This is a genomic window from Sporosarcina sp. FSL K6-3457, from assembly GCF_038007285.1.
In the GTDB taxonomy this organism is placed as follows: Bacteria; Bacillota; Bacilli; order Bacillales_A; family Planococcaceae; genus Sporosarcina.
Window position 1 is genome coordinate 2,172,684 of sequence record NZ_JBBOWX010000001.1, and the last position, 22,894, is coordinate 2,195,577.

Annotated in this window: 21 protein-coding genes and 1 pseudogene; 13 read left to right on the forward strand and 9 right to left on the reverse strand. The window is 37.6% G+C overall.

Features of this window, described 5'->3' with window-relative positions; all coding sequences use genetic code 11:
• Nucleotides 1-331: 331 nt before the first annotated feature.
• The 6 genes from N1I80_RS10300 (at nt 332) to N1I80_RS10325 (ending at nt 5,666) form a co-directional block, all read left to right on the forward strand.
• Nucleotides 332-1,057: a 3D domain-containing protein gene (locus N1I80_RS10300; protein ID WP_340737784.1), complete on the forward strand. Its 726-nt coding sequence runs from the start codon at nt 332-334 to the stop codon at nt 1,055-1,057.
• A 608-nt stretch (nt 1,058-1,665) separates the two neighbouring features.
• Nucleotides 1,666-2,205 carry a hypothetical protein gene (locus tag N1I80_RS10305; protein WP_340737785.1) on the forward strand — a complete coding sequence of 180 codons (540 nt, stop codon included), beginning with the start codon at nt 1,666-1,668 and terminating at the stop codon, nt 2,203-2,205.
• 53 nt (nt 2,206-2,258) lie between these two features.
• Nucleotides 2,259-3,224: a hypothetical protein gene (locus N1I80_RS10310; RefSeq protein ID WP_340737786.1), complete on the forward strand. Its 966-nt coding sequence runs from the start codon at nt 2,259-2,261 to the stop codon at nt 3,222-3,224.
• Nucleotides 3,225-3,731: 507 nt separating this feature from the next.
• Nucleotides 3,732-4,427 (forward strand): hypothetical protein, encoded by a 696-nt coding sequence (locus tag N1I80_RS10315; RefSeq protein ID WP_340737787.1) that lies wholly within the window; start codon nt 3,732-3,734, stop codon nt 4,425-4,427.
• Nucleotides 4,428-4,851: 424 nt separating this feature from the next.
• Entirely contained in the window at nt 4,852-5,061 is a 210-nt protein-coding gene (locus N1I80_RS10320; RefSeq protein WP_340737788.1) for a hypothetical protein, read from the forward strand.
• A gap of 119 nt (nt 5,062-5,180) precedes the next feature.
• Nucleotides 5,181-5,666, forward strand: coding sequence for a hypothetical protein (locus N1I80_RS10325; RefSeq protein WP_340737789.1), 486 nt, complete (start codon nt 5,181-5,183; stop codon nt 5,664-5,666).
• A gap of 305 nt (nt 5,667-5,971) precedes the next feature.
• Here N1I80_RS10325 and N1I80_RS10330 read toward each other — a convergent pair whose 3' ends face one another.
• From N1I80_RS10330 to speD, 9 genes and pseudogenes are all read right to left on the reverse strand, one after another.
• Nucleotides 5,972-6,172: a hypothetical protein gene (locus N1I80_RS10330; RefSeq protein WP_340737790.1), complete on the reverse strand. Its 201-nt coding sequence runs from the start codon at nt 6,170-6,172 to the stop codon at nt 5,972-5,974.
• Complete coding sequence (gene istB / locus N1I80_RS10335) at nt 6,169-6,924, reverse strand: IS21-like element helper ATPase IstB (RefSeq protein WP_340737791.1); 756 nt, start codon at nt 6,922-6,924, stop codon at nt 6,169-6,171. The genes N1I80_RS10330 and istB overlap by 4 nt, the downstream gene beginning before the upstream one ends.
• Nucleotides 6,921-8,464 (reverse strand): annotated as a pseudogene (istA, locus tag N1I80_RS10340) (IS21 family transposase). The gene istB and the pseudogene istA overlap by 4 nt, the downstream one beginning before the upstream one ends.
• 744 nt (nt 8,465-9,208) lie before the next feature.
• A complete protein-coding gene (gene nspC / locus N1I80_RS10345; RefSeq protein WP_340737792.1) occupies nt 9,209-10,345 on the reverse strand; it encodes a carboxynorspermidine decarboxylase in 1,137 nt (378 codons plus the stop codon).
• Between the two features lie 13 nt (nt 10,346-10,358).
• Nucleotides 10,359-11,558, reverse strand: coding sequence for a saccharopine dehydrogenase family protein (locus N1I80_RS10350; protein WP_340737793.1), 1,200 nt, complete (start codon nt 11,556-11,558; stop codon nt 10,359-10,361).
• A gap of 65 nt (nt 11,559-11,623) precedes the next feature.
• A complete protein-coding gene (speB, locus tag N1I80_RS10355) occupies nt 11,624-12,472 on the reverse strand; it encodes an agmatinase (RefSeq protein WP_340737794.1) in 849 nt (282 codons plus the stop codon).
• The gene (gene speE / locus N1I80_RS10360) at nt 12,462-13,313 is read right to left on the reverse strand and encodes a polyamine aminopropyltransferase (RefSeq protein WP_340737795.1); all 852 of its coding nucleotides are present in this window, start codon (nt 13,311-13,313) and stop codon (nt 12,462-12,464) included. Before speE ends, speB begins: the two co-directional genes overlap by 11 nt.
• A gap of 2 nt (nt 13,314-13,315) precedes the next feature.
• A complete protein-coding gene (locus N1I80_RS10365; protein ID WP_340737796.1) occupies nt 13,316-14,770 on the reverse strand; it encodes an aminotransferase class I/II-fold pyridoxal phosphate-dependent enzyme in 1,455 nt (484 codons plus the stop codon).
• The gene (gene speD, locus N1I80_RS10370; RefSeq protein WP_340737797.1) at nt 14,767-15,615 is read right to left on the reverse strand and encodes an adenosylmethionine decarboxylase; all 849 of its coding nucleotides are present in this window, start codon (nt 15,613-15,615) and stop codon (nt 14,767-14,769) included. The genes N1I80_RS10365 and speD overlap by 4 nt, the downstream gene beginning before the upstream one ends.
• Nucleotides 15,616-16,243: 628 nt before the next feature.
• On the opposite strand from speD, the gene purU reads away from it, so the two are divergent.
• From purU to N1I80_RS10405, 7 genes are all read left to right on the forward strand, one after another.
• On the forward strand, nt 16,244-17,146 hold the full coding sequence (gene purU, locus N1I80_RS10375) for a formyltetrahydrofolate deformylase (RefSeq protein WP_340740021.1): 903 nt from the start codon (nt 16,244-16,246) through the stop codon (nt 17,144-17,146).
• Nucleotides 17,147-17,369: 223 nt separating this feature from the next.
• A complete protein-coding gene (locus N1I80_RS10380; RefSeq protein ID WP_340737798.1) occupies nt 17,370-17,966 on the forward strand; it encodes a TerD family protein in 597 nt (198 codons plus the stop codon).
• Nucleotides 17,967-18,017: 51 nt separating this feature from the next.
• Nucleotides 18,018-18,602 carry a TerD family protein gene (locus tag N1I80_RS10385; RefSeq protein ID WP_340737799.1) on the forward strand — a complete coding sequence of 195 codons (585 nt, stop codon included), beginning with the start codon at nt 18,018-18,020 and terminating at the stop codon, nt 18,600-18,602.
• A 54-nt stretch (nt 18,603-18,656) separates the two neighbouring features.
• Nucleotides 18,657-19,235: a TerD family protein gene (locus N1I80_RS10390; protein ID WP_340737800.1), complete on the forward strand. Its 579-nt coding sequence runs from the start codon at nt 18,657-18,659 to the stop codon at nt 19,233-19,235.
• Nucleotides 19,236-19,299: 64 nt separating this feature from the next.
• Complete coding sequence (locus tag N1I80_RS10395) at nt 19,300-20,103, forward strand: TerC family protein (protein ID WP_340737801.1); 804 nt, start codon at nt 19,300-19,302, stop codon at nt 20,101-20,103.
• Nucleotides 20,104-20,292: 189 nt separating this feature from the next.
• Nucleotides 20,293-21,504, forward strand: a complete 1,212-nt coding sequence (locus N1I80_RS10400) for an HpcH/HpaI aldolase/citrate lyase family protein (RefSeq protein ID WP_340737802.1) — start codon at nt 20,293-20,295, stop codon at nt 21,502-21,504.
• Entirely contained in the window at nt 21,501-22,892 is a 1,392-nt protein-coding gene (locus N1I80_RS10405; protein ID WP_340737803.1) for a phosphoribosyltransferase family protein, read from the forward strand. Before N1I80_RS10400 ends, N1I80_RS10405 begins: the two co-directional genes overlap by 4 nt.
• Nucleotides 22,893-22,894 lie beyond the last annotated feature (2 nt).

The following is a 22,894-nucleotide window of genomic DNA, read 5'->3' on the forward strand; positions in this document are numbered from 1 at the left end:
AATAGATTTTTTGCTACATTTTCATATAATCTTCAATTTTTTTGATTGCAGTAGTTAGCTCCTTAGTTACCATTTAGTATGAAAGCTTACATACTATTTTTTTATAATAAAGCAAAGTGTATTCCATTATCAAGAATTATTTTGCATTTTATTGAAATTTTTTTCGAATTTAAGATGCTCTATTACCAAACAAATTTTCATTGTTTGGCAATAGAGCATCTTTTTATTTACTTCGAATGTTTGTTTTTCACAGTTTCGGGGCAATACTTGTTTCAAACCAATTATCGATAGCAGATTAGAAGCGATCGAAATAGCTAAAAGGAGAGATTTTATGTTGAAGATAATAAAGATATTTTTGCTAGCTATAATTTTTGTAGGCTCCACTTATTCCGTCACACAGGCATCTGTTATACAAGGGGAAGAGTACACGATTTTAAATTACCTTCCAGATTACACTGGTTCACAAGAAAGTGCAGTGCCTTTTCGGGATTATCTTGTGGCAGATGCTCCTGTCGAATTACAACCAGAGCCAGAAGTGTACACGGTTAACCAAGGAGATAATTTGTACAGGATTGCCCGAAATCACGCTATTTCTTTGACGTCTCTTATGGCCTTGAATGGCTTGACGGGGTCTTTGATTCACCCCGGAGATGAATTGATTGTCAGTGGAGGTGATGGGGTGCCGCCAGTTGAAATACTGAAAGCTGTTGTACCCGTTTCTGCTTCGCAAGTAGTTGTTTCAACGCCACCTCCATCTGCTAGTGAGGGGGAAGAGTTATTGGTAACAGCTACAGCCTATACAGCTTATTGTGAAGGATGTTCAGGTACGACAGCCTATGGTATTGACCTACGTGCGAATCCCAATCGTAAGGTAATCGCAGTCGATCCGAGGGTGATCCCGCTTGGAACAAAAGTATGGGTGGAAGGTTATGGGGAGGCAATTGCTGGTGATACAGGCGGGGCTATTAAAGGGCATAAAATCGATGTATTCATCCCGTCTTATGATCGTGCGATGCAATGGGGTGTTAAGAAAGTGAAAATGAGAGTTCTGAATTAGAGAAAAAGTGCCTGCCTAACAATCAAACGAGATTGTTGGGCAGGCTTTTTAAGTTAGATGATAATGTACTAACAACAGCTCTAGGTTCTTAGGGAAATAGTAAAGTATCTTCTGCCTATTTTTAACTTGAAAAAAGATTTTGATATAAGGATCATCTAGCTTAAGAGAAAGTAAGCTAATTTCTCCATTTACTTAAAATCTTTGCGTTTTGACAAAGATTGCTGATTTTCGCTGCAATTAAGTAGGTGGAAAAGATTGTTTATATAGTATTATTTCATAATATACAGGATATTCACCCAGGGGTATAATAGAGTTGTCCCAAGGATTAAGAATAAGAGTACCTACAAAAAATAATCAGAATAAGGGAAGGAGAGATTGTTTTGGAGTAGAAAAATAAAATACTTAAGGGTTTAAAAGTAGTAGCTATTATTCAATGATTCACCGCTCTAGTCAGTATAATAAGACATCTGCCAGTAGGAACGGTATATTGTAGAAATTGGTATTATTTATTTCGATTGACCGATGAGTCCCTAAAGGAGCCTGGCAACACTTGTATATCAACAGCTCAAACCGTTGATACATCATCATTTATAGAGGGAGGTAATATTATGAAGTTAAAACATTTATTAATGGCTAGTGTATTATTTGCTTCAACACTTGCAATAACGCCTGCAAGTCTTACAAATGCCCAAGAGATTAAAGGAGAAGGAGAAGTTTGGATGGATTATAATTACAATGATGTTAAGGATCTTCCATCAAAAGTTAAAATTGATTTGACTAATCCAGAAGAGATTTCTACACTAGATATAAAATACTTAGCTTTTGGCGAAGGACATACGTATTTAAACAGAGATAGCCAGGGATGGTGGGGGACACATGCTACATCTGTTAGTAATGGGAAATTAGTTGTATTCTTCTCTGTTGTGGGGACACTATTAAGACTACCAAAAGGTAATACAGTTTTTCAAAGATTGGACGAAGATAGTACCACCGTCTGGGGTAAACAAGACGGTTTTGCCTCTGTTACAACAAAAAGTGGAACTAAAGGTGAATCTGGGGATAAATATATCGCTGAAAGCATTCATCAAGTACAAGTAGGTACGATGTCAAGTAGTACTCATACAATCGAAGAAATAACTTTGAAGTAAATTTATCGCATAAATAATATATTAAGGAAGTTGTAGATGGTAAAAAAAAAATCTTGTTACTCGCTATTATGGTTGCAATAATTTCGATCTTCCTATTCGTAATTGATGAAAGAAAGTGGTCTATTATATTTAACTCAAATGCCAATAATGAGAAATCAATTCAACAAACTTCAAAGGAAATAGAACATTCTAAGGATATCCAAAGTAAAAAAACATCAGAATCACGAACGGTTGAAATCCAGCTAAACAATGAATTTATTGGAGACAGGACTAAAAATTTGCACATAACAAACGAAAAAGGAGCTATAAAAGGGAATATCTTGTATAAACACTCAACATTAAAAGAAGAACGGATAGCAGTGTATGCATATTTAGAAAATAATAATAATCCTGTAAAAATAGAAATTAACGGTTCAGTGGGCTCTTACCATATTATTGATGTACCAAAAGAAGGAACTAAAAAAGTTCCTTTCACTATATCAAATTTACCATCAGGTGAGCAGGTTATTTATATAATAAGTGAAAAGGTGCTTAACGATAAAGTTAGTGATCCTCTGGAGATATATAAAACTCAAAAAACAGTTGCGGCAAACTATCTATTACTTAAAGTCAATAATATGAGTAAAGGAGTATCTACTATTCAAGATATATATATTAAAGTACAGAAAATACAAGATATAGAAAATGAAACTTCGATAGTAATGCAAATGTATGTAGATTCTAATTTAACTAAAGAGGTTGAATCTATAAATAAAGACAATTATTTTTTAACTATAGAAAATCAACATGATTTTGAGTTAAAAGCACACTTAAAATTGATTTCTGAATATGAATCTTTGGAATTACAACAAGTACTCGTACCTCCTAAATCTAAAGTGATGGTGCCAATTGTTCTTAAAGATATTAATATGAATAATAGTGCTAGGATAATAATGGTTGGAGTTCCTTCAGAAAAGCTAGATATTCCATTTCCAGTGAGGATAGTCAAAACAACTAACCGTTTTCCCGTTGTAAATTAAATAAATACTGGATAGAAAAAGATTTAACACTAAAAATATAAGAACAGCAAATTTGTTCAACAACGGGGGAGTTGAGAACATTTAATATAAACATTCAATATTAAAACTGCATTGATCGCATAAACCTAAATTTAATTTTATCTAACAAAAAATATATCGAATCATGTTTCAGATTCGTGAAATCGGTTGAAATATTAGTTGCAAACGAAAATTGTTGGAATAAATAACCTCATAAGTTTCAGCACAATCCATATTGGGGTACTTTAATATTTAATATAAACCATGAGGCTGTACTGCTCTAGCACAAACTAGAATTATTTAATTGAATATTCAAGGTTCGAGTAACTAGAGAAATATATGAATTAATTTGACGTCTCCATTATTGGAATATTACACTATTTATATACTAACTTTCTTGATGCGGAAATGTATAAGTGGGGGTGAATAAAAACGTAGCCGATAGAACCTAAAACTATTAATACAAAAATGAAAGGGAAGTGAATTGTTATGAAAATTAGAATAATATTTTTAATGTTTTTATCGATAGTTTTAATGTTTACGGGCTTTTCAAGTACTTATGCATCAGAAACCTATAGTGAAACAAAACTACAGAATAAAATTAACTTATATAGGTTAAATATGATAGCTGATACTTTTAAAAGTGGGGATAACGAAATTATATATCATTGGAATGACAAAGATGGGATTAGTAGAAGTGTAGAGTTAATCGTTACTGTCAATGAAGAGTCTGGCAATATTTCTTTAGTAAAAGAAAAAAATACTTCTTTGACTGAAGAGATAGATGCTATTAAAACTTCTATTGAGCAAAAGGATTCATCATCTTTCAAAATTCTATCTCTTCCTCAAGCAAAATATAAATTAAACGGTGGAAGCACAAGTTCACAATTCGCAAACCAGCATTCCTTTGATAGACATAAGTATGAATCCGGTGCAGCTTCGTCTTGTAGTAGAAGCAGATATGCAAAAGATGTAGATGTAAAGGATTTAAGGAGCTCAACAATTGCCTTGCCGGACGAAAAGTATACCGTAAAACAAGAAGATAACTCATATATCACATACTATATTAAGCAGTATACAGGTAGAGTTATTAGTATGAACATGTCTGATTATGGAAATTCATATTACCATCGTGTACTAAGAGATGGTACACTTGAAGTTACTCACCATCCTTACTGTTTTTAAATTTTAGGAGAGGGTAAAATGGGAATCCTCTACATTAATCTAACCCTTAAAACTGCCAAAGTTCTTATATAAAAGGATTTTGGCAGTTTATTTTTTTCCCTAATAGCGAAATGGCGCACTGAACGACATCAGAGTGCCTGAACCAATGTTCTTTGACTGATTCCTTCAAAATAAAATTCCAAAAATTACTTGTCGGCTAAATAGGGAATATATTTGTTTTTGCTGCAGGTTTTCTATTACTATTAGCAATGGGAATTAACCATAAATCTTCTTCAACTAACATGTGCGAAGAAAAAGAGCTCCCTAAGAAGCCACTATCCATCAACTATTACTTGATGAAGGGATTTTAGTATGAATTATAGAATAAGTTACCTAATGATGTTTCGCTTACTTTTACAAGACACATGAAAAGAGGTGAATTTAGTTGAGGATAAATAATCAAATAGTTATTGAATGGACAATTGCGAGAGTTCACGAGAATTTTTCTTTTGCAAAGTCACTAGATAATGTCTTAAACACAGTAAGTTTAAATGAAGGGGAAAAAGTCGAAATTCACCAATTAGTAAACGTTGGTGAATTTAATAATGAAAAAGTATATTTAATTATTTTAAATGTTATTTCCAGTAAAGAATAAAAGGTTCTTTAGCAGAATAGGGCTGTCAAGAAACAGGTTTATTTGCTATTCAACTTACGCATCAGTTTAGTTTAATAATTTTGCTAGCAGAGTTTTATTTAACGAAAGGAGGAAATAACTTGTTTTTATATCATATGTTCATTGAAAATGATAGTGACCCAAGTATAAGTCCACAATGGGTTTTAAAAGAAGGATTAAATCATAAGACGGCAACCAAATGGTATTCTAATAGCGGTAATTATTTTCCAGAATTAACAGAGCGTTTCAGACCTGCAAATTTACCGAAATGGATTGATTTTAAAGTAGCTTTCGGTGCAGATTTGAAACCGTATGAAGAACCTCATTTTCAATTTCCTATATTCAGTGATAAAATAATGGTTTTTAATCGAGATACAGGTAGTAATTTATTTGCTCATTATGAAGATAAATTAGTTGGTGGCAGAGGATACTTTGTTGAAGGGTTACCTTCAAAGGAAGATTTAATGAAACAGTATTGGGAAAGTGTACATACTCTTGATGAGTTTTTGAAAAATAAACCTTTTAATAACCCTGAAATTTATATTTTTGAAGCAGTTCCAGCAATGTTAATTGAGTATATAGAGTAAAATCTTGTTCAACTCCCATGAAAATTAAAATCTGCGATTAAGAGAAAAAGACAACACTAAAACAGACACAGCTCATTTATTTAATGAGGTTGGTAGATTATATGAACCAATGATTACAGCCACGCGAATGTACCACTCGTGCCATAGTTTGTACCAGCGATTGCCACGAATTGTACCACTCATTGCCAACGTGTTTACCACTGAACGAAAAGAACCCTACAGACTAATTTTACTTACCGTTGGGATTCCTTCTACACAAAAATAGACAGCCATCGGAATATCAACCATCCCAATGGCTATCTATTTTATCTAAACCTTTTATTTTCTAATTGTTTATCAATAATGTCGATGGCCCAGCGAACGAGTTCATCGTGATCTATTGCTTCATCCTCAATCCATATGCAGGAAGGTAATAATTTTTCTTCTATTTCCTCCAGCACATCATCAGGTAAATACATGTGAAAAAAATACCTTGCTATACGACATTCAACTTCTGATGGGATCATTTAGATTCCCCCAATCCATGGCGTTCTCTCATAGAAATTTCTCCGTCTATCAATATTTGATAGGAATCATGGATAATTCTATCTAAGATAGCCTCCGCAATTGTTTCATTACCCAATTTTAAATGCCATCCACTAGGATCAATTTGTGAACAGTAAATAGTAGAAGCCGCTTTATGGCGGGATTCAGTGATTTCTAGCAGGGTTGTTGCTTCTTCCGTTGATAAATCTGTCAGTAGCCATTCATCAAGAATTAAGAGATCGACCTTTGTATACTTTTTGATACATTTACGGTAGCTTCCATCTGCTGCTAATTTCGCAAGTAATAGTTCATCAAGTAATTCTGGTAAACGAATATATTTCACCTGATAGAATTGCCGACAAGCAGAAATACCGAATGCAGTAGCCAAAAATGATTTTCCTGAACCAGTAGGTCCTTTCAATATAATGTTGTGACTGTCTTGAATATAGATGCCACTAGCTAGTTTCAAAATCATCTTTTTATCTAGCCGACGATCCTCATAGTACTCGATATCTTCAATACAAGCTTTTGAATTTAAAAAAGTGGCTGCTTTGATTAGCCGTTGAAGCTTATTGCCTTTACGACGGGAATGTTCTAAATCAACGAGTAAAGAGAAACGGTCTTCAAAACTCATCTTTTGAAATTCTTTATTTGATGCTTGTTCCTTATAAGCTTCTGCCATACCCATCAATTTCAACTCGGATAATTTTGTTAATGTTTGGTCGTTCATCATTTATCAGCACCTCCATAATAGGATGCGCCTCGTGTGAAGGCATGGTTATCGATTTTCGTTTCACGCTTTATTTCTTGCTCGGCATCATTCTTTTTGTTGTTCTTTAAAATGGTTTGAATACTTTTGACCGTAGGTCTTTTGGTGATAGAAAACACATTTTTACAGGCGCGTTCAATTTCATATTTTGTGTAACGATGTTCTGATTTTTTAAATGAAAAGATAGATTGTAACGCCTGTTTCTCAGTCTGATAAGTATCTAAAATGTAGCGAACGACTTTCAAGGTTGATGGACCGATATCTTCAGCCCACTTTATTGCCGCTTCAAACGTTTGGTCTACGAATAATTTATGATTATCTGGCATATGGTCACGGACGGTAGATAATTGACCGAACCTCCCATACAATCGTTGATGTGAAGCTACTCTCATATGGTTGAAAAGGATCTCAACGAAGTCATCTGATAGTTTAATTTCGACTTGCTGATTGATATACTCGTAGGGTACAGAGTAAAACATGCTTTCAACAGAGATGTGATAATCTGGACGTACTTTCGCTGTTTTCCATTCAGACATTTTGTAAGGTGTTAAAGGAAGAGGAGAAAGCGCAAATTTCTCCTCTTCTTCAAATGCCGAAAAACGGCACCCTTCTTTACGAGTAAAAGGTCGTTGATTAAATTCATCTAACTTTACTCGAACTTCTTTATTCAATTCATCAAGACTGAAGCAGTGTGAATTTCTTAATGCCGCAATAATCCATGTAGAAATAACACCTACTGAGCCTTCTACACTCGCTTTATCTTTCGGTGTCCGAACACGTGCAGGCATGACAACTGTGCCGTAGTGGTCTGCCATTTCCTTGTACGTAGGATTTAAGACTAATTCGCGCGATGTATGCTTTGTCACGCCTGTTTTAAGGTTGTCTGGAACTACAATTTGTGTAACGCCACCAAAATACTCATACGCATGATTATGGGCTGTAATCCACGAAGACAAGATCATAGATAAAGCGGCTTCTGCATATGCTAACTGGCTACATGGCAATGTCGCAACGTAAACATATGCCTTTATCTTTTCTCCAGTATCTCTGTCAATGATGAAAGACGTGGTACCTGCCCAATCGACTTCCATAATTTCACCAGGCTTTCTGCGTATGCGCAGAGTAGCTTTATACTTATCTGCATACTTACTGTAATGACGTACAAAACTGCGATATGAGTAGGGTATCTTATGATTCGTTCGGCACTCGACTTCATATTCATGATGGAGAAGTGATAGTGTCACATTTGGCTTGGCTAGCTCTTTGTGAATATAATCGAATTTCAGTGGCTGTCGACCTGAAGATTCTAACGTTTTCTCTGGAAATAAAAACTCTTCAATCCATTGGCTTGTCATCACCTCCTCCAAAGGACAGACTAATCCTTTTTTTCGGCCAGGTCTATGACCTCTGTTACTTTTTGACGGGAGTGCCCAGTACTTGCGGTAATGCCCCTCAAACTGATCCCCTCAGCGTGCAGTTCCAATATCTTTCGATAATGAATCATGCAAAAAACCTCCTGTATAAACAATGTCACACCAATAGGTGTGCCCATTAATTATACAAAAGGTATGAAGTGGTAAAGGCTTTGTCACTCACTGGTACATTCCCTGTCACTTGGTGGTAATAAACATGGCACGAGTGGTACATTTCATTGGCTGTAATCAACCAAACCATTGAAAAAATAAAAAGAATATTCCATATATCTATTTGCTGATTTTGGCAGCAGTCTCTGAAATCTATTTATTCACCAATGCTACATCGTACGAAGCAATTAATCAGTTAAGGTTCTACTGCTATATTTTGTTTATTTTTACAATTCTATCCTGGTTTTTGATTAAGACATATAAACCATTGTGGGTGAATGCGGCAGTCACAGGCTTAATCTTCTGTTTGATGGTTATTCAGAATTATTTGCCTCCCCAATTAACCTATGAGGAAGGACAAAGACTAGTCAGCGAACAGTATCAAATTATTCTCGAAAAGAAGTATTTGACTGTTTTGTGGGGTGAAAAAGGAACTGATTTTTATCTGGTCATCGGCTATGTAGATGGAGAAAAAAGATTCTATTCTGTTAATCCTATTACAGAAAAATTGGAGAACTAGGTAATTTAGAGTCCTTGGATTACTAAAAATAAAATAACAATTAAACGGCTAGATTACCTGTGTGTGAATTACGCCAGTATCCTCGGAGTGATTCAAATAGTGAAAAAAGTGTGAGCACTTATCATAGCTGCTCACACTTTTTCAATTAAGACAAACGACCTTTAAAATCTTCGTAACCAAATTGTTTAATGACCTTCACGCCATCATTCACTGTATTTAACACAATAGCAGGTAAGTTGACGCCATTAAATGTATTGTTTTTCACCATGGAATAATGAGCCATATCACAAAATACGAGCTTGTCGCCAGGCTGTAAAGGTTGATCGAAAGAATAATCGCCAATGACATCGCCTGCGAGGCAAGTAGGTCCGCCAAATCGATACGTATAAGATTTTTCATTAGGCATTCCCGCACCGATAATCTCAGGACGATAAGGCATTTCCAAGACATCAGGCATATGGCAGGCTGCTGAATTATCTAAAATGGCAATCGGCATGCCGTTATCGAGCGTATCCAAAACGGTTGCCACAAGATAGCCCGTATTCAGGGCAACAGCTTCACCAGGCTCTAAATAGACGTCAATATTGTACTTTTCTTTCATAAATAAAATTGACCGTATCAGTGTTTCAATATCATAATCATCCCGCGTAATATGATGTCCGCCGCCAAAGTTGATCCACTTCATGTTTTTAATGTATTCCCCAAATTCCTCGTCGACCACCTGAATAGTCCGCCAAAGCGTATCGGAATTTTGCTCACACATCGTGTGGAAATGCAATCCTTCAATGCCTTCAAGCTGGTCGGGTTCAAAGTTGTCTAGTGTGACCCCAAATCGAGAGTGTGCAAAGCATGGGTTATACATATCGACTTCAATTTCCGAGTACTCCGGATTAATGCGAATTCCAACACTAATTTGTTTTGAATGGTTCGTAACTTTACCTTTGAATTGATTCCATTGTTGAAATGAATTAAAGACAATATGATCCGAATACGACAGGATTTCATCGAACTCAGTTTCTGAAAAGGCGGGGGCATAAGTGTGAACTTCTTTGCCCATTTCTTCATAGCCTAGTCTTGCTTCGTGCACGGAACTAGAAGTGACGCCATTCAAGTATTGCCCCATTAACGGATAGACAGAGAACATTGAAAATCCCTTTTGCGCAAGCAGAATCTTACAGCCTGTGCGATCGATAACAGACTTCAGTTTCTCTAAGTTTTTAATGAGCAACGCCTCATCTACCACATAACAAGGAGAGGGGAGTGCGTTCAAATCGATATTCAATTGCCAGCCCTCCTCAGTCAATCAATTCAGGATTGAAGCTTTCCTGCCATGGTAGTCCATATTGGTTCAGTGCATCCATGAATGGATCTGGATCGAACTCCTCGATGTTATGCACGCCAGGCTTTTTCCATTTACCCGTCAAAATCATCATGGCACCAATCATAGCGGGAACGCCTGTTGTGTAAGAAATAGCTTGCGAGCCGACTTCTGCATAGCATTCTTGATGGTCACAAATATTATAAATATAGTACGTTTTCTCTTTGCCGTCTTTGATGCCTTGGAAAATACAGCCGATATTTGTTTTCCCTTTTGTACGTGGCCCAAGAGAAGCTGGATCTGGTAGAACGGCTTTTAAGAATTGAAGGGGGGCGATTTCTTTCCCTTCAAATAGGATTGGTTCGATAGACGTCATGCCGACGTTTTCAAGAACTTTTAAGTGGTTCAGATAGCTTTCTGAGAATGTCATCCAGAAACGGATTTTTTTAATACCTGTCATATTGAGTGCCAAAGACTCTAATTCTTCATGGTAAAGCAAGTAGACATCTTTAGGACCAATTTCCGGTAGATTATAGACGCGTTTAACGGATAGTGGTGGCGTTTCGATAAATTCACCATTTTCCCAGTAACGACCATTTGCTGTGATTTCGCGAATGTTGATTTCAGGGTTGAAGTTAGTTGCAAACGGATAGCCGTGATCACCAGCATTCGCATCGACGATATCAATCTCATGAATTTCATCGAAATGATGTTTAAGTGCATGAGCAGAGAATACGCCTGTAACACCGGGGTCGAAGCCGCTGCCAAGTAGGGCAGTGATGCCTGCTTGCTCAAATTTTTCACGGTAGGCCCATTGCCAGCTATATTCAAACTTAGCTGTTTCAAGTGGCTCGTAGTTAGCTGTGTCCATATAGTCAACACCTGTTGCAAGACAAGCATCCATGATTGTTAAGTCTTGGTACGGTAATGCAACGTTAATGACGATATCAGGTTGGAAGCGATTGATCAGTTCAACGAGTTCTTCGACGTTGTCCGCATCGACTTGAGCGGTTTGAATTTTAGTACGACCGCCATCTAGTTTTTCTTTCAATGCATCACATTTTGATACGGTACGACTTGCAATACAAATTTCTTCGAAGACGTCAGGAACCTGACAACATTTATGCACAACAACGCCAGCAACTCCGCCAGCACCAATAATTAAAGCTTTACCCATAGGTAAACACCACCATTTTCATATATTTTTGATATAGACAATTAATTTGAATCTGCTATGGCATCTTAATTGACTGCCAACAACAATTCCCGCAACACTTTGCATGCGACAGCTGTCGATACGCCGCTTTGATCATAGATAGGAGATAGCTCGTTAATATCGCAACCGACGATATTCAATTCAGTTACTTGTAGCATCGCTTGTAACAGCTCTATAAAGGTAACACCGCCAGCTTCAGGCGTTCCGGTTCCTGGGAATACAGAAGGGTCAAGCACATCCAAATCAATCGTTAAATAAACCGGTTTGCCTTGTAGTTGTTCAATCACTTGCTCTAATCCATTGAAGTTGAATTTATTGGTATAGACATGGTCTTGCCCCCATTGGAATTCACTGCGGTCTCCGGAGCGAATGCCAAATTGAAAGATTTTATCGTCTCCGAGCAAGTCCCACACCCTATGAATGACCGTGGCATGCGACAATGTTTCACCGAGATAATCATCACGCAAGTCTGCATGTGCATCGAATTGGATGACATGTAAATCGGGGTATTTTTCAGCGACAGCACGAATGGCGCCTAATGTCACTAAATGTTCGCCACCAATCATACAAGGAAGCTTGTTATCCTCGAGCACTTTCGCTGCAAATTCTTCAATTTGAGCCAATGCTTTGGCCGTATTGCCAAAGCTCAGTTCTAAGTCTCCACCGTCAAATACGGCGATATCTTCTAAATCCTTATCTTGATAGGGGCTGTATGTCTCGATTCCAAACGATTCACTACGCATTGTCTTGCTGGCAAAGCGTGTCCCAGGTCGGAAGGAAGTCGTCGAGTCAAAAGGAGCCCCGAAAATGACTAAGCGAGATTCTTCGTAGTCATTGTCACAACCGAGAAAGGTCTCTATGTTTTTATTCAACATCTTGCAATTGCTCCTTTACGTAGTTGGGCAGGGCAAACGAGCCAACGTGGATGTCTGTATTGTAATACTTCGTTGTCAAGCCAAGTGCATTCCATGCTGCCGCATCTAGGTCCTGAATCGGATCGAATTTTTTAGACGCAAACCCAAATAGCCAGTGTCCAGAAGGGTAGGTAGGGATATGTGCTTGATAGACGTTGCAAATCGGAAAAAATCCGACAATTCGTTGATGTGCCCTTTGCATACCCAGCGCATCCTCACTGTAAAAAGGGCTTTCATGCTGATTGACTAAAATGCCATCATCATGCAGTGCCTTATAGCAGTTGCCATAAAATTCTCTTGTAAATAACCCTTCACCAGGTCCAAATGGATCCGTTGAGTCTACAATGATTAAATCATAGGCATTTTCCTTACTGCGAACAAATTTAAGGCCGTCCTCATAATACAAATTGACGCGTGGATCATTCAATTTGGAAGCCGTCTGAGGGATAAATTCCATACAGACATCGACGACCATTTTATCGATTTCGACCATATCAATTTGCTCAATCGAATCATATTTTGTCAGCTCCCGAACAGTACCTCCGTCACCAGCACCAATGACTAATACTTTTTTAATCGTTGGATTGGTAGCCATTGGGACGTGGACAATCATATCGTGATAGATAAATTCATCTTTTTCCGTGACCATCACCAATCCATCGAGCGTAAGAACTTTCCCAAATTCTGTTGTTTGTAAAATATCAATTTTTTGAAAATCGCTTTGTCCGGAATATAGGTGCTGTTCCACTTTTATTGAGAACCGAACACCGGGCGAATGGTCTTCTGTATACCATACATTCATTGTTAGCCCTCCTTCACGACGTTAATAGTGTCAATTTGGCTATCCTCAGTTCCTGTTAAGAAACAGCCTTTTTCTTTGGAATAGCGAATATAATCCAGTATTTCGTCGGTTATTCGTTCACCTGGCGCCAAAATAGGAATACCTGGTGGGTAGCACATGACGAATTCACTTGAAATCTGACCTGAACTCTCCTCAATCGGCAGCTTTGCCTTCGGTGCATAAAAGGCATGCTGAGGCGTTAAAATAACTTGTGGCGTAATATATTCATGATCAAACAGCCCGGTTTTATCTTTCGCGTATCTGCGTTTTATTTCAGCTAGTGCTGCTACTAAACGTTCGATGTCTAACTGTCGGTCACCGACAGAGATATAAGCCAACAGATTCCCGATATCCCCAAATTCAATTTGGATATCGTATTCATCACGAAGAATATCGTACACTTCAATGCCCGCCAGTCCGATATCAAGTGTATGGACAGATAGCTTTGTGACATCGAAGTCAAAGACTGTATCTCCGTTCAATAACTCTTTAGAAAAAGCATAATAGCCATCTATTTTATTGATTTCATCTCTTGTGTATTGTGCCATTTGCGTTACTTTTCTGAATATATCTTTGCCGTTCAGCGCTAAGTTTCTACGTGAAATATCAAGAGAAGACAGTAACAAATAAGAACCACTCGTCGTTTGTGTCAAATTGATAATTTGGCGGGTATAACCTTCACTAACTCCGTTATTAATCAAGAGAAAGGAGCTTTGTGTCAATGAACCACCGGATTTGTGCATACTAACAGAAGCCATATCAGCACCAACTGACATGGCAGATGCGGGTAGGTCTTCACCAAAATAAAAATGTGTACCATGTGCTTCGTCGACAAGGACGAGCATATGATGCTGATGGGCAAGATCTGTGATGGCTTGTAAATTTGAACAAATTCCATAATAGGTTGGATTGTTAATGAGAATGGCTTTGGCATCTGGATTATCCAAAATTGCTTGTTTAACCTCATTTACGGACATACCTAAAGGGATTCCTAGTTCGCTATTCACACCAGGATTGACATATACCGGAACGGCACCACTCAAAATGAGTGCATTAATGGCGCTACGATGGACGTTGCGCGGCATAATGATTTTGTCTCCAGCTTTGCAGGCAGTCATTACCATTGCTTGGACAGCAGAAGTAGTACCATTGACCATAAAAAATGCGTGCTTGGCACCAAAGGCCTCCGCAGCCAATTCTTCCGCCTCTCGAATAACAGAAACAGGGTGACAAAGATTATCCAAAGGCTTCATGGAGTTGACATCCATGCTCAAGGCTTGCTCACCTAAAAAGGTAGCTAATGCCTCGTTGCCTCGTCCACGTTTATGGCCGGGAACGTCGAAAGGGACGACCCGCATTGATTTGTACCGATTCAGGGCTTCCATGATCGGGGTTGAGTTTTGTGAATGTTGCGTCATTTTGATAGCTCTATTTCGTCATATATATTTGTACCACTGAAGATTTCAATCATTTCACGACGTAAATTATTCGTAATCTGCAGTCTTTCTTTCGGCGGTATTTCATAAACATCCCTGTTAAATAAATAATCCTGTAAATCAATATCCTTAATGAGTAACTTGGTATGGAAAATATTCGATTGATAGACATTGACATCGATCGCATCATATTTCTTCATCGTATTTTTATCGATATAATCTTGAATGGATGTCATTTTATGATCGATAAACAGTTTTTTTCCGCGTTCATCACGTGTGAAGCCACGTATGCGGTAATCAGTTGTAATGATATCGGAATCAAAGCTGCCTATTAAATAATCTAAGGCGGTTAATGGTGAAATTTCACCACAAGTTGAAACTTCTATATCAACTCGAAAAGTGGCAATCGAGTTATCCGGATGGTATTCCGGATAGGTATGCACTGTGACATGGCTCTTATCTAGATGGCCGACGACCGAATCACGTGTTTTCAAAATATCGACTTCGCCACGATTGCAAGATGCATCAATTAAACCAACGGGAATAGACTCTTCCGAAATAAGGATGGTTACACTGGCACCTTGGGGATCGTAATCCTGTTTACTGACATTGAGTACATGTGCCCCAATAATTTCTGTCACATTGTACAGGATATTGGTCAGTCGTTCAGAATTATATTGTTCATCAATATAAGCAATATAATCTTTTTGCTCTCGCTCACTTTTTGCATAGCTCACATCATAGATGTTAAAGCTAAGTGTTTTGGTGAGGTTGTTAAAGCCATACAGTTTCAGCTTATTTTCCAACCCAATCATCACGCCTCTCATTTTGAGATACTACTTGTTGAACCCACGTTATAACCAAGCTCAAGCAAGTATTGAGCGATTATAAAATTGACTCAATTATAAATATAAAGTAATGCTTTCTCATGTCAATATTATTTTGAAAAAATATTTTAAATGCTGTTTAAACTGACTAATTATTAGTGTATTCTAATGGCGCATATTTAAACTGGAAATCTTTCTAAGTTCTTGTTTAGTAAGGGATTTCTTTGCCTATTTCAACGCGCAGAACCTTCTATTACGCATCACTTACAGAATCTTCTTTATTTTGGTTAAGTGAAGATAGAAATGTTAAGCTAGTAAACGAGGATTAATCGCGTGAATAATTAGACGATCGAAACAGCCAACTTTTATTGAGGAGGGCGAGGCATGGGGGCAAGAAATTGAAGCCTATATTAACAATCTATACGATAGCTACATTAAAAATGAAAAGTTAATTATTCATTAAGCATTTCGATAGTGGATTGGTCAAGTATCAGGTGTAATATCATACTTTTACAGGAGACAGCTCATGGACATAGACATGAGTAGAAAAATCCATTGAGAAGATGTATCGTATAGTGCATAATGGAAAGTTAATGTCTATATAATTAGGAGATGTCCGCAAATGTCTATGGATGAAAATGTTAATATGAAATTGAAGCAACAGAGTAAGCAAGCTGAAAATAGAGGTAGATTGTTAGTGAAATGTCCGGATAAGCCAGGGATTGTATCGTTGGTATCGACATTTTTATATAATCATAAGGCAAATATCATTGAGTCGAGCCAATACTCTAGTGATCCGGAAAACGGTACTTTTTTCATCCGGATTGAGTTTCAATGTGAGAACCTGATAGAACAAGCAGTGCAAATAGAAAAGGATTTTGTGGAAGTTGCTAGAAAACACTCAATGGACTACCATTTTGCATTTGGAAATGAACGGAAACGTTCAGCTATATTTGTATCAAAAGAACCGCATTGTTTAATGGAGCTTTTGTGGGAATGGCAAAATGGAGACTTAGAAACAGATGTTGTTGTAGTGATTAGTAACCATGAAGAGGCGAGGGACATGGTAGAATCTCTCGGTATACCTTTCCATTACATTCCTGCCAATAAAGACATAAGGAAACAAGTCGAAGCTGAGCAAATTCGCTTGATGGAAGAATACAATGTTGACTTACTGATACTTGCTCGTTATATGCAAATCCTAACGCCGGATTTTGTTAGTCATTTTCCGAATCAAATCATTAATATTCACCATTCATTCTTGCCGGCGTTTATCGGTGCACGGCCATATGAACGAGCATACGGTCGTGGTGTAAAGCTGATAGGGGCCACGTCTCACTATGTTACCAATGATTTGGATGAAGGTCCGATTATTGAACAGGACATCGAGCGTGTAGATCATCGTGACAGCGTGATTGATTTGAAGAAAATTGGTAGTCGAATCGAACGACGCGTTCTCGCTAAAGCTGTGAAGTGGCATCTAGAGAATCGGGTTATCGTAGAAGGTAATAAAACAATTGTATTTCATTAAAAACACCCCTATTCATTTACAGCTGTTTAGAAGTTAAATAAGAAATTAAAATAAAATATCGTGTAAATGTGAAACTTTTTTTAGACAGCAACGTATATATAAATGCCTAGTATTAAGTGCTTCAATTGCGAAGCATGAATTTGTGCAATGTATGATTGCTTGATATGATAAATTCATATGAATAAATTCACAACAGAGTGAAATTGAGGAGATGAATAAACAAATGGCTATCAGCTTACAAAAGGGTCAAAGAATTGATTTGACGAAAGGAAATTCAAGTTTAAATCGCATTCAGGTAGGCTTAGGATGGGATCCTGTTCAAACTAAAGGTGGCGGTTTTTTCGGGGCTTTTAAATCGGCACCGGCTATTGACTGTGATGCTTCTGTATTTATGTTAACAGACGACAAATTCGTCAATAAAAATGATCTTGTCTACTTTGGAAACTTAAAAAGTGCATGTCTATCAGTTGTCCACTCTGGTGATAATACAACAGGTGACGGCGACGGTGATGATGAAGTCATTATGGTAGAATTAAAATCAGTACCTGATCGTATTAATAAATTGGTTTTCGTTGTTAATATTTATGATTGTGCAAAACGAAAACAGGATTTTGGTATGATTCAAAATGCTTATATACGAATAGTAGATCCGAAAACAGGTGCAGAATTGGTGCGTTATAATCTGTCTGAAAATCATGGTGGACTTACATCACTTGTGGCCGGTGAAATTTATCGTCATGGTGGGGAATGGAAATTTGGAGCTGTTGGAGATGGCACGACTGATCAGAACTTGACGCAAATCAGTAAGCGATTCCAATAATACCGCTAATAGAATATCAGTACGATCACTATAATAATGGAGGTTTTTTAAATGGGTGTAATTTCTCTAGCAAAAGGTCAAAAGGTTGATTTGACAAAAACTAATCCTGGTTTGTCTAAAGTAGTTGTAGGTCTTGGATGGGACGTTAATAAGTATGATGGAGGTCAAGACTTTGACCTGGATGCATCCGTTTTCTTATTAGACGCTAATGGCAAAGTTTCGGGTGGACAAGACTTCGTATTCTATAACAATACAACAGGTGGTAATGGTTCGGTTGTCCACTCTGGTGATAACTTAACAGGTGATGGGGATGGCGATGATGAGTCTGTAAGTATCTCTATTAACGATATACCCGCTAACATTGAAAAAGTTTCATTTGCAGTTACAATTCATGATGCTGAAGCAAGAAACCAGAACTTTGGTATGGTATCTAACGCATTTATTCGTATCGTTAACGAAGCAACAAACGCGGAATTGATTCGTTATGATTTGGGTGAAGACTTCAGTATTGAAACGGCGGTTGTTGTAGGTGAGTTATACCGTCATAATGGCGAATGGAAATTTAGTGCAGTAGGTTCTGGTTACCAAGGTGGACTAGCTGCGTTATGTAACGATTTTGGTCTACAAGTAGGCTAAGAAGTAAGAGAGACGTCAAAAAATGTTTGCATAATGGAAGGGAAGATATCACTTATGGCAATTCAATTAAGTAAAGGTCAACGCATAGATTTAACGAAGAATGATCCTACTTTACAAAAAATTGGTATCGGCTTAGGCTGGGATGTAAAACAATTTGATGGCGGACAGGATTACGACCTCGATGCATCAGCGTTTTTGTTAAGCTCTAGTGGTAAATGCCGCAATGAATTAGACTTTATTTTCTACAATAACTTAAAAAGTGTAGATGGCTCTGTTGTTCACGCAGGGGATAACCGCACAGGCGAAGGTGATGGCGATGATGAGTCTATTAGCATCAATCTGTCAGCAGTACCACAAGATGTCGATAAAATTGCGATTACTGTCACCATTCATGACGCAGAGCTTCGACGTCAAAACTTCGGTCAAATTTCAAATGCCTATGTTCGATTGGTGAATGAAGACACAGGCGCAGAAGTTCTCCGCTATGATCTAGGTGAAGATTTCAGTGTTGAAACCGCAGTCGTATTTTGTGAGGTTTACAGGCACGCAAATGACTGGAAATTTAATGCAGTAGGGTCTGGTTATCAAGGTGGGTTACAATCTTTAGTGAATGCATATGGTCTTGATGCATAAATAATTGTAGGGAGGGGTGATCCCTCTCTACTTAAATTTGGCACTATTCTGGAGGAAACTGAAATTGGAAGTTATTAATCAGATATTAAGTACGTATGCATTATTTTTTGATTTTAGCATGTGGGCAGAAGTACTAACAGACCCTGTTGCTTGGGGATTCATAGGTACTTTAATTATTATTGAAGGACTGTTATCTGCGGATAACGCACTTGTTTTAGCTGTATTAGTTAAACATCTTCCAGAGAAACAACGTAAGAAAGCCCTTATGTATGGTATGTTTGGTGCTTATTTCTTCCGTTTTGTCTTCATCGGAATTGGTGTCTATCTGGTGAAATTTGCGTTTATTAAAATCTTAGGTGCTGCCTATCTAGCTTGGATTGTTATTTCTCACTTCCGTAATAAGGCTGGGGATGAGGACGAAGGTAAAGAGTTTAACAAAAAATCTTGGATGGTTCGCGTATTTGGTACATTCTGGGCGACTGTCATTTCAGTAGAGATGATGGACATTGCATTTTCTGTGGATTCTATCTTAGCTGCATTTGCTGTATCCGATCAAGTTTGGGTTCTCTTAGTAGGTGGTATGCTTGGGATTCTTATGATGCGTACAATTGCCGGGGTATTCTTAACCTTAATTGAAAAAGTGCCTGAGCTTGAAAACACTGCATTCATTCTAATCGGGATTATTTCAGCGAAGATGTTTGCAGGGGTCTTTGGTTACGAGCTCAATCACTATGCATTCTTCGCAATCTTAATCTTGGCATTTGTCGCTACTTTTGTTGTTCACTTTATCAATAAAAAGAAAGCACAAAATGAGATTGAAGTTGTTACACAAGAAACAACTGCTACACAAGAGGATACTGAAAAATAATATCTCTTTCGACTGGCTACTGTACAAGCAGTAGCCTTTCTTTTTTTACAGTATTTTTGAATTCGATTCTCTGAGATCGTGATGTCACTTAGGTATTTCTTGTATAATTTCTGCAAGCAATACAGAAATTATACAAACCGAATGCTGCATTGTTCGGTTGCAAGCGGTTAACATGGAGAGGGGATAAATATGAAGCACTTCGATTATGAAACACCTGAAAGAAAACGTGAGATTTTCTTTAAGGAGCCTGAACAATTTACAAAGTATACAGCTAAAGAAATACTTTCCTATGCTCTAGGCGCAACGTTATATATGCCGGCAACAAAGAAAAGTATCGCTCAGGATTTGATTGACAAGAAGTTTGTGGAACTGACCTCGATGGTGATTGATTTGGAAGATGCAGTGGGCGATACTCAATTACAAGAGGCTGAAGACAACTTGTTTGAGCAAATACAGACGCTGTATGATGCATTTTGCAATCAACTAATTACGATTAGCGATTTACCACTCATCTTTGTCCGAGTAAGAAGCCCACAACAAATGCAGCGAATAACGGCTCAGATTGGAAAGTATCAACGTGTTCTAACAGGTTATGTTTTTCCGAAGTTTTCATATGAAACAGGAAAAGAATATTTAGCCATCCTCGAAGCAAACAACCGTGATGATATTTTGTTGTACGGCATGCCTATTTTAGAGTCCTCTGAAATTATCTACAAGGAAACAAGAATCGAAACCTTATTGAAACTTAAAACGCTTATAGACTCATATCAGGAGTATATTCTCAATATTCGAATAGGTGCCACGGACTTTTGTGGTTTATTTGGTATTCGTAGAAATGTAGATACAACTATTTATGACGTGGCACTAATCCGAGATTGCTTAACAGATATACTCAATATATTTAATAGACAAGACAGCGGATATGTCGTTTCAGGTCCAGTATGGGAGTATTTTTCGAAAGATCAACGAATTTTAAAATCTAAATTACGTATGACACCTTTTCAAGATCGTTACGGTAGAACTGGTATGCAAAAACGTACAGAAATGATCAATCATTATATCGATGGCTTGATTAACGAAGTGTTATTGGATCGATTAAATGGCATAGTAGGAAAAACAGTCATTCATCCGACACATATTAAAACGGTGCATTCACTTTACACGGTTAGCCATGAAGAGTATTTAGATGCTCTGAGTATTATTGGAAATAGCGAGGGTCAAATTGGTGTTTTAAAAAGTCAATATAATAATAAAATGAATGAGATGAAGCCACATTTATATTGGGCAAAACGAATTTTAGTACAAGCAAGGATTTTTGGGGTTTATAATGAGGATCAGGATTTCACAAGTTTAATCATAGATACGCAACTAGAAGAGGATTTTTATGAGGTGAGGGTATGACGTCAAGTGTTCTTTCAACGAGAGAAACTTACCATGTATTGGACGATTTAACGATAGAAGTAGAGGTGTACCAAAATCCTTATCAATTCCAATTAGATGAGCTATTTCAAATGGCAACACGTATCAATAAAAAAAGAAGTTTTTTGTTCGTTAGTAAGGTATTAGGAAAGCATCTTGCGGTCAATCCACACATTCCTTTACTTGTCGGTAGCCTATTAGCCATGCGCTATAGAGAAGTCGTTCATGGTATTGTAGACCCGCGTGCAGCAGCCGTAGCAAAGGCGATTCAGACCAACGAACAAACAGAACAGCTTCTAGATTCCATTCGCATTCAACCAATCGGGCTTCCAAAACCCACTACATTCATTGGCTTTGCAGAAACGGCGACTGCACTTGGTCATGCTGTTTTTAGCACATTTGAAAATAATGCGAAATATATTCATACAACAAGGGAACAAATTAATGAGCGCACATCCATTATCGATTTTGAGGAAGAACATTCACATGCAACCAGTCACCGGGTGTACGCACGTGATTTACAGTTCTTTCAAGATGACAGCGAAGTTGTACTGATCGATGATGAAATCACAACAGGGAAGACTGCCATTAATATTATTAAAACGATTTCGGCTACCTATCCGTCAAAAAAGGTCTTTACCGTTGTGTCGATTTTAGACTGGCGTACAGAGGAGTATCGACAAAGATATCGTCAATTGGAGCAAGAATTAGCGATTACTATTCATGCCGTTACGCTACTAGATGGTGGGGTTTCTGTTACAGGTCAGCCTGTTTTGGAGGAAGGGACAGTTGAGCCGATTCCAGATTGTAAGCAAGAACTAGCTTATACATCCATGAAAGCGTTTATCGATGCAGAGTTGCTGGAGCGTGTGACGTCGACTAATGTAAATGGAAGCTCCAATGCGTCACCTTATTTAACGGCGACGGGAAGATTTGGACATACAATTGAAGAGGATAAAGTATTGTCTCATCAGCTTCAGGAGGCGGCTAGTCATTTGCGGGGACAGAGAAGAGGGGCTAAGACATTAGTCATTGGAACTGGTGAGTTCATGTATGTGCCTATGCAAATTGCCTCTCATATGGGAGCTGCTGTTTATTTTCAAGCGACTACTCGCAGTCCTATCTATCAATCGGATAATGACGCTTATACCATCCACAATAAATTCGTGTTTGATAGTCCGGAAAACGAGGGATTAATCAATTATTTATACAATATTAAAGCCCATCAATATGATGAAATATTTATTTTTGTAGAAAGAATGTCAACTGTTAATGGAGTAGATACATTAATAAAAGAATTAAGAAAAACACAAATTCCATATATCACAATCGTTATGATGACAGAGCCAGCTGAATCGAAAGGGGGATAATC

Bases quoted from the DNA above. Each gene is read 5' to 3' on its own strand.
- N1I80_RS10300 (WP_340737784.1), top strand. From the start codon at position 332: ATGTTGAAGATAATAAAGATATTTTTGCTAGCTATAATTTTTGTAGGC.
- N1I80_RS10305 (WP_340737785.1), top strand. From the start codon at position 1,666: ATGAAGTTAAAACATTTATTAATGGCTAGTGTATTATTTGCTTCAACA.
- N1I80_RS10315 (WP_340737787.1), top strand. From the start codon at position 3,732: ATGAAAATTAGAATAATATTTTTAATGTTTTTATCGATAGTTTTAATG.
- N1I80_RS10330 (WP_340737790.1), bottom strand. From the start codon at position 6,172: ATGATCCCATCAGAAGTTGAATGTCGTATAGCAAGGTATTTTTTTCAC.
- istB (WP_340737791.1), bottom strand. From the start codon at position 6,924: ATGATGAACGACCAAACATTAACAAAATTATCCGAGTTGAAATTGATG.
- N1I80_RS10350 (WP_340737793.1), bottom strand. From the start codon at position 11,558: ATGGGTAAAGCTTTAATTATTGGTGCTGGCGGAGTTGCTGGCGTTGTT.
- speB (WP_340737794.1), bottom strand. From the start codon at position 12,472: ATGTTGAATAAAAACATAGAGACCTTTCTCGGTTGTGACAATGACTAC.
- speE (WP_340737795.1), bottom strand. From the start codon at position 13,313: ATGAATGTATGGTATACAGAAGACCATTCGCCCGGTGTTCGGTTCTCA.
- N1I80_RS10365 (WP_340737796.1), bottom strand. From the start codon at position 14,770: ATGACGCAACATTCACAAAACTCAACCCCGATCATGGAAGCCCTGAAT.
- speD (WP_340737797.1), bottom strand. From the start codon at position 15,615: ATGAGAGGCGTGATGATTGGGTTGGAAAATAAGCTGAAACTGTATGGC.
- purU (WP_340740021.1), top strand. From the start codon at position 16,244: ATGGATGAAAATGTTAATATGAAATTGAAGCAACAGAGTAAGCAAGCT.
- N1I80_RS10380 (WP_340737798.1), top strand. From the start codon at position 17,370: ATGGCTATCAGCTTACAAAAGGGTCAAAGAATTGATTTGACGAAAGGA.
- N1I80_RS10385 (WP_340737799.1), top strand. From the start codon at position 18,018: ATGGGTGTAATTTCTCTAGCAAAAGGTCAAAAGGTTGATTTGACAAAA.
- N1I80_RS10390 (WP_340737800.1), top strand. From the start codon at position 18,657: ATGGCAATTCAATTAAGTAAAGGTCAACGCATAGATTTAACGAAGAAT.
- N1I80_RS10400 (WP_340737802.1), top strand. From the start codon at position 20,293: ATGAAGCACTTCGATTATGAAACACCTGAAAGAAAACGTGAGATTTTC.
- N1I80_RS10405 (WP_340737803.1), top strand. From the start codon at position 21,501: ATGACGTCAAGTGTTCTTTCAACGAGAGAAACTTACCATGTATTGGAC.